Raw genomic sequence first — 10,539 nt, forward strand, 5'->3', positions numbered from 1 at the left:
TTTCAATAAAGTTAATGATTATTCTTACATGATTTTATGTTGGCTAAATTTTTTTTAAGGTTTTTTTAAGATTTTATGTTATTTATCTAGCCAGCTTTTTTGAAAAAATAGGTTTGTTCATAAAAAGCCATTTTATCTTAAAGCCAATTTCGGTAAACTCAAATCCGGCCGCAGTGGCAGAGGCAATATTGCTATACTTTCCATAAATTCGAGTATTTAGGCGTTTTGTTATTTGGTGCTGTATAGCGGCCTCGGCTCTAAAAATATTGGTGTTATCGTCTTTTTCTACTTGCTGAAAACCAGTAGCGGCACTGGCCATGTAAGTAGTTTTTTCTGAAATTTCTCCCCTAATGTCAACAAATAGCTCAAAGGCTTGGTATTGTTCTGGGCTAAAATAAATGGTAGGTAATTGCTCTTTAAATGTAATGTATTGGTAGTTGACTCCCATTTTTAAGGCTGGTTTTCGAAATAAAGAGTAATACAATGAGGTAAATAATAAGTTTCGAATATTGCTGTCACTCTGTTGTGTATGAATAAGTTGGGAATACCAACCAAGGTTTATGTTGGTTCCTAGGTTGTAGTTGATCCCATAGTGGTTTTGAACGATTTCACGTTCAATAAGGTCGGCATTAAAATTTTGTACTTCTCGTTGGTATCCCAAAGTAAGGTTTTGCAATTTAAAGGGTTGCAGCATTAATTTGGTATCTATTACCGGTTGAGTGTAAGCGTCATCCATAAATCTGGAATTATTGAAACCTAGTACTGTTTTTATGGTGGTTTTTGGAAGAATTTTATAGATCAATCCTGCCAGAACGACATGAGAATTTGCCTTGTGTTCTGTAACGGTATTTTTTGTGGTACGATAAAAATAAGAAACGGTAGTTCTAAACTTTGATGAAAAAGGCAATTCGACGGTAGTATTTGTATAAAATGCAACATTATTGCCATTGTCAAACGTATAGGCCGCATGTTCCTCTATGCTAGGCGTATGCATTAAATCTAATTTTTCGATAAAACCTATGGCATCTTTTTGATTTTTATAAAAGGAAAGGGTCTTATGGGCCATTTCATATGCGGGCATTACATGATCGGCGGCAAATAGGGCATTTGCCTTGCCCAAGTTGCCATCAAAAGAAGTACTATCGTTGACCAATATTCTATCATAACTCTCGATGCTGTTTTTAGGCGAACCGGTATAAAGGCCTAACGTAGCTTTTAGGGCCAAAACCCAATTGGTGTTGGGGTATACCTTTTCAAGGCTGTCTATCTGTTTTTTGGCGGTTATAAATTTTCGGTTCCAGATCAATGCCTGTACATAACGATCATAGGTGCGTTGGGTAAGTATGGTATCGTTAAAAAACGATACCATAGATTTGGCACGTAGAGCGGTTTTAAGGGCCTCTTTATCTTTTTCGTTTATATGCGAAGCCAAAGAGATACCGTTTAATGCGGTAACAGAATCTTTTGGGGTAGTGGCGTACCTCTTGTATATTTCAGTGGCACGCTCGGTGTTTTTGGTAATAAGATATAGGTTGGCCAAATTTAAAAGCGCATCCTTGTCTTCTGGAAAATCTAGAAAGATCGTGTTTAATATGGTTTCTCCTTCCTCATAATTTTGATCGTTCACAAATTCATTGGCGTAGCCCAATCGCATATACTTTCGAGAAACCTTCGCACTTTTGTTATCTGGTTGTAGGGCAAGCGCTTTTTCTATCCAATGTAGTGCAGATTCATATTCTTTTAAATTACTTAATGTGTTTGCATACCCCAGTAAGGCCCCAAATTTATCGGGGTTTTCGGTGACCAATTCTTGGTACAGAGGCTTCGCCCTATCGTATTCTTTTGCCCACAAAAAAGACTCATTATAATTGATCTGTATTTCAAAATCTTTTGGGTATTCGTCTAAAAGCTCTTTAAATAAGGTCGTCGCTTGTTGGGGTTCTCCACTTAAACCAACAGCTCTGGCATAACACAAACGGGCGGTCTTATTATTGGGGGCACTTTTTAAATAAGTTTCAAAAAATGCTTCCGCTTCTTGAAAGTTACCTTTTTCCAACATTTCAAAACCTTGTGACATATCGGATTGTGCCCTCAATAAGGTAGTGAAAGCCAAAAAAAGAAAAAGAAATTTCCGCATTATACAAAAGTAAGATTAGTACTACAAGTGTCTAACGTTCATTATGTTGTTTTATTAGAACTATTGGACTTTATAAAGGTAAAGTAGCCTCTATATTCTCGGAAGTACGATAAACGCCATTCGTCTATAGCAACTTGTATTCTATCCACTGTAGACAAATAAAAGCATCTTTCAACGAGATATTTGTCTTATAAAATGTAAAGGATCAACACTATATTTTTCTTCTTATGACTGCAATTAGATTAGCTTTTGAAAAAATTTCTCCAGAACGTTTGTTCATGGTTAGTGTACTTTTGGTAAATGGGGGCAACTACGTTTATAACTTGTTGCTGGGTAGAATACTTGGCCCGGCCGCATTCTCTGAGGCTGCCTTATTAATAACCCTATTATTGGTATTGTCTTTTTTAGGAATGACATTTCAACTGGCGACGGCAAAATTCTCGGTATTGTTTTCGAACACTGACTGGGAGGCCTTTCAACAATTAATGTATAGGTATGCACTTGCCTTTGGTGTAGTTATAGGGGTGTTACTTTTTGTATTTGCCGAAAACCTACAACAGATATTTCATACAGAGTCGAATGTATTGTTTAAAACCTTCGCAATAGGGGTGCCGCTCTACTTTTTTATGTCGGTGAATAGGGGTAAGTACCAAGGGGCGCAAGATTTTAAAAACCTTTCTGTAACCTATCAGGCAGAAATGTGGAGTCGGTTGGCCATTACGCTTTTGTTACTTTTGTTTGTACCCTTACAACCTGCTTTTTCGATATCGTTAGGTATTGCAGTCTCTTTTTTATTCGGTTTGGTACCTGCCAATTTTAATTTGGCGACCCTAGCAAAAAAAATTACCCTACCCAAGGCTCATAAAAAGAAGGTATGGAGTTTTTTAATTCTTACCGCTTGTTATGAACTTACACAGATTGTAATAAATAACAGTGATATACTTTTGGTAAAACATTATTTTGATGCCGCTGATGCCGGTCTATATTCGTCGTTGGCCTTGATCGGTAGAGTGGTCTACTTTGTAGCATGGATGTTTGTAATGTTGCTACTACCTACCGTGGTACAAAAACAAAAGGATGGTGAAGCCACGGCCCCGATTCTTATAAAATATATAAGTTATATTGGAACCCTGTCTTTATCGATAGTATTGTGCTGCGCAATTTTTCCCAAATTTATTGTGCAAATAATGTTTGGTGAAGCATACCTTTCAATGGCCCCGCTCTTATGGCAATATGCCTTGGCAACCTCTTTGTATGCGGTCTCCAATATATTCGCTTATTATTTTTTATCCTTGGATAAATACATTCCGGTTATAATATCGGGACTACTTGGGTGTACACAAGTAATATTGATCATGTTTTTTCATAACAGCCTATTTATCGTAGTACAAGTTCAGATTATTGCCATGGTTGCCCTATTGGTGGTACAACTACTGTACTTTATGCACCATCAAATTATGAATTAACCGACAGTGGTCTTAAGGCCAAAATGTCTGGCCAGCGAATATTCCCCAATGTTGAGGCGGGTATTTTCCATTTAGGTATACCTAATAGAACAAAATGAACAGATCCTTTATCTAACCAAACCTCCCGCTCATCTACGGTAAATAGTCATCTGTCTGCCACGACCCCTGAGCATATTGATATAACCGGATATTTGTATAGAAGATTTAATAAACAATCAAACTTAAAATTAAACAAATGAGACTAGCAATTGTAACGGCATACCCACCAAGTAAAGTAACGCTAACAGAGTATGGCTATCATTTGGTAAAGCATTTTAGGCTACAAAAGGAAGTAACGGAGATTATTTTGATTACCGATAGAACCGAAGGAGCTAAAGATGTTGATTTTGAAGAAGATGGGTGTAAGGTTACGGTGAAAGAATGTTGGGCTTTTAATAATTATACGAACCTTATAAAAATAAATAAGGTAATCTCGGACACAAAACCCGATGCTGTATTCTTTAATCTTCAATTTTTAAAATTCGGAGATAAAAAAATACCTGCGGCCCTTGGTTTAATGTTACCTTTTATTTGCAAATTAAAAGGTATACCTACCATTTCGTTATTGCATAATATTCTAGAGCAGGTAGACTTGGAAAATGCAGGCTTTACCTCTAATAAGGTATTGCAAAAGGCCTATAATTTTATAGGAAGTACATTGACCAAATTTGTTTTGGCTTCAGATATTGTGGCGGTTACGATCAGTAAATACAAGGGGATTCTTGAGAAAAAATACAAGTCTAAAAATGTCGCTTTGGTACCTCATGGTGCTTTTGAAATACCGCCAGAGCCCAATTATGAACTAAAAAAAGGTCCGAAACAGGTAATGGCATTTGGTAAGTTCGGCACTTATAAAAAGGTGGAAATTATGATCGAGGCGGTTGAGTTGATAAGGCAGCGCACCAATGAGGATATTGAAATTGTAATAGCCGGTACCGACAGCCCCAATACCCCGGGGTATTTAGATACCATGAAAAAGAAATATGCCCATGTAGGTCAATTACGTTTTACAGGGTATGTTGCAGAGGAGGATGTTCCGGTAATTTTTGGGGATAGTACCGTGGTGGTATTCCCGTATACCTCTACAACTGGTAGTTCTGGTGTATTGCACCAGGCGGGCAGCTATGGTAAGGCCGTTGCCTTGCCCGATATGGGTGACCTTGGTATTTTGGTAAAGGAAGAAGGCTACAGGGGAGAATTTTTTGAGCCGGAAAATACAGCATCTTTGGCAGATGCTATTGAGAATATATTAATGAACGATGCTTATAGGGTGCAGCTGGGCAGAACCAATTACAAAGCAGCATGTTCACTGCCCATGTCAGATATTACCCAAATGTATGTGGATTATTTTAGGGCGCTACAAATGACAAAATCGCCAGGATTTAATATAGATATTGTCAAAAAAGAAAAAGAACTGGTCTAGAAAGTATTAATTGGTGGTGTTATTAGAAAAGGGGGTAGTATGTTTTACTATCCTCTTTTCTGATTGTAAATCAAATAGTTGCGAATATGATAATTTATGTGTGATTCTATCGAATAAGTCCTTCTTCTTACAATATATAGAAATATTCACGTTATGTGTAGGTTAATTCTTACTTAAATTTGAAACATGAAAATTCTAGCCATTGATGACCAACAGTTGATACTCTTATCTGTTGAAAAACGACTCAAAGAATTAGGGTATACTGTGATGACCGCCGAAACAGGTCAGAAGGGTATGGAATTATTCGATTCGTTTAATCCAGATCTTGTTCTTGTAGATATAAATATGACGGATATGTCCGGCTTAGAGGTGGTAAGGTACATAAAGTCAGAAGGAAAAAACAAGGTACAGGTAATGGTGATGTCCGGCAATACCGAAGAAAATATAATTATAGACGGCTTTACCTTGGGTATCGACGATTATATGAAGAAGCCAGTTAGTTTAGATGAAATGGCGGCCCGTATAAAAAGACTTATCGGAGTGCCAAAGGCTAATAACAATGTAGAAACGGCGCCAGGTGCCAGAATGTTACAAAAGAACTGTGTAGGGGTTGTTATTCCGTGTTACAACGAAGAAGAACGTTTACTAAGTCTCCAGTTTAAGGATTTTGCCCATAAAAATCTCGGATATCACCTCTGTTTTGTAAATGATGGTAGTACCGATAATACCTTAGAGGTATTAAAGAAACTACAAGACGGAAGTGAAAGTAATATCAGTATTTATGACTGTGCCAAAAATGGAGGTAAGGCAGAGGCCGTACGCCAAGGAATGCTATTCTTGGAAAAAGATCCACAATTAGATTATATAGGTTTCTTGGATGCTGACCTATCTACCGATTTTAGGGATTTTGATGATTTGGTAGAAACATTGGACCAATCAAGTTTTAAAATTGTTAGTGGGTCTAGAATGAGTAGGATGGGGGCTAATATTACAAAAGAATCTGCCCGTAAGATCATTAGCATGACCATTAATCTTATTATTAGAACCATTTTAAGAATGCCTTTTAACGATACACAGTGCGGGGCCAAAGTAATGGACCGTTCCGTTGTTCCCCTACTTTTTAGTAAACCCTTTATTACCAAATGGTTGTTCGATGTAGAAATGTTCATAAGAATGCGAAAGCACTATGGTAAAACCGAAGCAAAAAAACTTATTTGTGAGCAACCTTTAAAAAGATGGATACATGCTGATGGTTCTAAACTATCCATGAAAGATTCCGTAAAAATTGTGGGTCAGTTGGCCAAGATCGCCTTTGTATACAGATAAGACCTCAATATAGCCATAACAATACCCCATTTTATGTCGGTAATAAAAATAGCCTTAGGTAAAGTTTCCCCTAAACAATTGTTTATGGGCAGTGCTTTGTTGGTCAACGGAGGTAATTATCTGTACAATCTTCTTTTGGGTAGATTGTTGGGGCCAGAGGCTTTTGCCGATGCTGCGTTATTGGTCACCTTGCTTTTGGTGTTGAGTTTCGTAGGAATGACTTTTCAATTGGCGACAACCAAATTTGCGGTCTTGTTTTCCGGTGGAACATGGATGGCCTTTAAAAACACTATGTATCGGTATGCTCTGGTTTTTGGAGTGGTCACAGGTTTTACCGTTTTTAGTTTCTCAAAAAAGCTTCAAATACTGTTCAATACGCAAAATCATTATATGTTCATGGTCTTTGCCATTTCCGTACCCCTGTATTTTGTAATGAGTGTAAATAGGGGCAGGTTTCAAGGCAGACATGAATTTGGGAAACTGGCGGCCACATATCAAACAGAAATGTGGAGCAGGTTACTTTTGACCTTTGCGTTGTTGTTGTTACTTCCTGTAGAAACGGGAATCTTAATTGCAATTGGTATTGCTCTTTCTTTTGTGTTCGGACTTTTTCCTTCCAATTTTAAAGGTGTTCAGGTTTTTTCAAAAGAGAAACTATCATCTGTAGATTTAAGACAAGTTTGGATTTTTATAGGGCTGACCGCAGGTTACGAGCTTACGCAGATAATCATCAATAATAGCGATATTCTTTTGGTAAAGCATTATTTTAATGATAAGGATGCAGGATTATATTCATCGTTGGCCTTGATCGGCAGGGTGGTTTATTTTGTAGCCTGGATGTTTGTGATGTTGTTGATGCCAACAGTAATTCAAAAACAAAAGGACGGAGAGGCCACGGCACCAGTTCTGTTTAAATATGTACTCTTTATTGGAGCATTGTCTACCTTAATTGTTTTTGCCTGTTATTTAATGCCCAATTTGATCATAAACGTAATGTTCGGCGAGGCTTATTTGCCTATAGCACATTTGTTATGGAAATATGCCCTGGCAACTTCATTGTTCGCCGTATCCAATATATTCGCTTACTATTTTCTTTCTTTAAACCAGTATGCACCAGTAATACTTTCGGGTATTCTAGGGCTTTCACAGGTAGTATTGATAATGCTTTTTCACGATAGTTTGGCCAATGTGGTTCATGTGCAGATTATTGCCATGGTAATTTTACTGGTGGCACAACTACTGTTTTTTGTCGTGAAGAACGGATCAAATAGTAGCAAGACAAAGAAATCAGAATTGCTTGGAGAAAATATCCTCTAGCCATTAAATAATAGAATTAAAAATAATCAAAATGAGATTAGCAATTGTAACGGCATACCCTCCAAGTAAAGTCACCCTGACCGAGTATGGTTATTACTTGGTAAAGCACTTTAGATTACAAGAAGAGGTGACCGAGTTAATATTGATCACCGATCGTACCGAAGAGCCCAAAGATTTAAACTTTTCTGAGGACGGATGTAAGATTACGGTGAAAGAATGTTGGAGCTTTAATAGCTATCGTAATATTTTCGGTATTAGTAAAACAATATCCGAAACCAAGCCAGATGCTGTACTTTTCAACCTTCAGTTTTTAAAGTTCGGTGATAAAAAGATACCTGCCGCTTTAGGTTTAATGCTTCCGTATATCTGTAAATTAAAAGGAATTCCGACCATTTCGCTTTTACATAATATTTTAGAAAAAGTAGATCTCGAAAATGCAGGCTTCACAAAAAATAGACTGTTACAAAGTGTATATAATTTGATAGGTACAACGCTCACCCGTTTTGTTCTTGCATCGGATGTACTTGCGGTAACCATTAGTAAATACGTTACGATCCTTGAAAATAAGTACAAGGTCAGAAACGTGGCACTGGTTCCCCATGGGGCTTTTGAAACCCCGCCGGAACCCGATTACGAACTTCCTACAGGACCTAAACAGGTAATGGCCTTTGGTAAGTTTGGTACCTATAAAAAAGTGGAGATAATGATCGAGGCCGTAGAATTGATACGACAACGCACTAACGAGGATATAGAAATTGTCATCGCCGGTACCGATAGCCCCAATACGCCAGGTTATTTAGGGGAGATGAAAGAAAAATATAGCCATGTACCACAAATTAGATTTACGGGGTATGTGGCGGAAGAGGATGTGCCCAAACTTTTTGGAGAAAGTGCGGTTACGGTTTTTCCATATACCTCAACAACAGGTAGTTCGGGGGTTTTACATCAAGCGGGGAGTTATGGTAATGCAATAGTGTTGCCAGACCTGGGAGATTTAAGCACCTTGGTACAGGAAGAAGGGTATAGGGGCGAATTTTTTGATGCTTATGATACTTCTTCTTTGGCACAGGCAATTGAGAATATATTAATAAACGAGGAATACAGAATACAGCTTGGTAAAGAGAATTATAGGGCGGCATGTTCACTACCGATGTCTGCTATTACCCAAATGTATATCGATTATTTTAAGGCCATTCAGAAATCTAAAAAACTTGGTTTTGATATGGACGTTTCGTCCATAGAAAAGAAATTAGTTCATTAGAGAATAGGTTTAATGGTATAAAGGGCTGGTTGGTTGACCGGCCTTTTTTATTTTACAATATTGAGATAGGCGGGTTTTAACTCACCATTTTTATCTATAATGCCAAAATGTTTTTGTTGGCTTTTTCGCCATGGCAATCTACCGACTACAGTATTTGGCACCTCTTCAAAATCGTACAACGTCCATAACAAGAACGGTAGGTTCTCTTTGTTGATGGTGGCTTGCATTTCTTGGTAGTAATCGGCTTGGTCCTCTGCAGACCCTAAATAACCGTTCCAGAGGCCGCTATACGAAGAATAACCATATTCTTGTAGTACCATCGGCTTAGTACCAACGGCTTTTTTTAATTGGAGATAAGCCTCTTTAAAATCAGCCGGTTTACGGTAATAATGAAAAGAAACGATGTCAACTTCTTTTAAAAGTTCAATGGCGGCTTCAGGGCTGGACCAACCTATGGTTATGGGATTTTTGGTATCCCATTTTCTAATTTCAAATATCATTTGATGCAACCATGACAAAACATTTTCTTTACCACGAGATTCAAAGTCCAGATCGGGTTCGTTTTTAATGTCCCAAGCCAATAGGGCCTCATGGTCTTTTAAGGTATTTACGATTTGTTCGGCGTGTCTATGGGTCAACGTCCAGTCGCTCAAAGAGTAATCTCCGTAGAAATCGAACAATGTAACGGTAACCTTTAAATGGTTCTTAGCGGCCAAATCCATAGTTTGTTTTAATTGTCCCAATTTTTCTTCGTCTACCACCGCTTTGCCAAAAGCTTCATAGGGCACAAAAATTCGTATGGTGTTCAATCCTATGGAGTTTATTCGGTTAAAATCATGATCAATGGTACTGTCGTTGAACTGCTTCCCGAACATATTCCAAGGATTGTCTTTCGGGTAATAATTTAGGCCTTTGCCATTTGCGATATCTGCCTCAAATTCATGTGGGGCCAATGGTTCAACCTTATTCTCTTGATCTTCGTTTTCGATTTCTACCATATGGCGAATGCGCCAAAAACCATCCTCTAAAAGCAGCATTACTTTAAAGGTGCTTTCCGATGATTTTTTTAGGACAGATAACCCGTCTACAAATACTTCTTTATGTATTTGAATATTCTTATCGGTTAAAACGGCCAATTTACCATCTGCACTGTAAAATTCTAATGTAGGATGATGCTCTATGGTCGTTGCTTTTATGTACGTGTTGTTTTCTTTATTAAAATCTAGAATATCAAAAACCTTTACACGGGCACTATCGGTGTAATAATCTTGTACCCCATATTGGTTGTTGGTTTCCATGGCATTGTTTTTAACGTACCATGCCTTTATATAATCACGTTCTAACTCTTGCAAGGTCTGTTGCTCCATAGGTCTACCTTCGTTTTGCAAGGGAGCCCATATTACTTTCGGCACATAATTAGAGGTAAGTTGGGCGGGTAAATGTAACATGGTTGCACGGTCGGCACCCGTATTTAAGTAAGACCAGAGAGAACTTAGGCCGTAAAGTATAAGGCCGTTTAAAACCAGAAAGGTCAAAAGCAAGAAAGCACGATATAGGTTCCGGTTCATTT

General features: G+C 37.9%; 7 protein-coding genes. 5 read left to right on the top strand and 2 right to left on the bottom strand.

The annotated features are described in order from the left end of the window. Positions 1–82: 82 nt before the first annotated feature. Positions 83–2,137 carry a tetratricopeptide repeat protein gene (locus J8L85_RS09500; RefSeq protein ID WP_211016760.1) on the bottom strand — a complete coding sequence of 685 codons (2,055 nt, stop codon included), beginning with the start codon at positions 2,135–2,137 and terminating at the stop codon, positions 83–85. Between the two features lie 227 nt (positions 2,138–2,364). Between J8L85_RS09500 and J8L85_RS09505 the strand changes: the two genes are divergently transcribed. The 5 genes from J8L85_RS09505 (at position 2,365) to J8L85_RS09525 (ending at position 8,969) form a co-directional block, all read left to right on the top strand. Continuing rightward, positions 2,365–3,603, top strand: a complete 1,239-nt coding sequence (locus tag J8L85_RS09505; protein WP_211016761.1) for an oligosaccharide flippase family protein — start codon at positions 2,365–2,367, stop codon at positions 3,601–3,603. Positions 3,604–3,838: 235 nt separating this feature from the next. Continuing rightward, positions 3,839–5,065: a glycosyltransferase gene (locus J8L85_RS09510; protein WP_211016762.1), complete on the top strand. Its 1,227-nt coding sequence runs from the start codon at positions 3,839–3,841 to the stop codon at positions 5,063–5,065. Between the two features lie 186 nt (positions 5,066–5,251). Then, complete coding sequence (locus tag J8L85_RS09515; protein ID WP_211016765.1) at positions 5,252–6,391, top strand: response regulator; 1,140 nt, start codon at positions 5,252–5,254, stop codon at positions 6,389–6,391. Positions 6,392–6,424: 33 nt separating this feature from the next. Then, complete coding sequence (locus J8L85_RS09520; RefSeq protein WP_211016766.1) at positions 6,425–7,708, top strand: oligosaccharide flippase family protein; 1,284 nt, start codon at positions 6,425–6,427, stop codon at positions 7,706–7,708. Between the two features lie 31 nt (positions 7,709–7,739). After that, positions 7,740–8,969, top strand: coding sequence for a glycosyltransferase (locus J8L85_RS09525; protein WP_211016768.1), 1,230 nt, complete (start codon positions 7,740–7,742; stop codon positions 8,967–8,969). 47 nt (positions 8,970–9,016) lie between these two features. On the opposite strand, the gene J8L85_RS09530 is transcribed toward J8L85_RS09525, so the two are convergent. Beyond that, complete coding sequence (locus tag J8L85_RS09530; protein ID WP_348771746.1) at positions 9,017–10,537, bottom strand: glycoside hydrolase family 2 TIM barrel-domain containing protein; 1,521 nt, start codon at positions 10,535–10,537, stop codon at positions 9,017–9,019. Positions 10,538–10,539: the final 2 nt, after the last annotated feature.

The organism is Maribacter sp. MMG018 (assembly GCF_018100785.1).
Taxonomy (GTDB): Bacteria; Bacteroidota; Bacteroidia; order Flavobacteriales; family Flavobacteriaceae; genus Maribacter.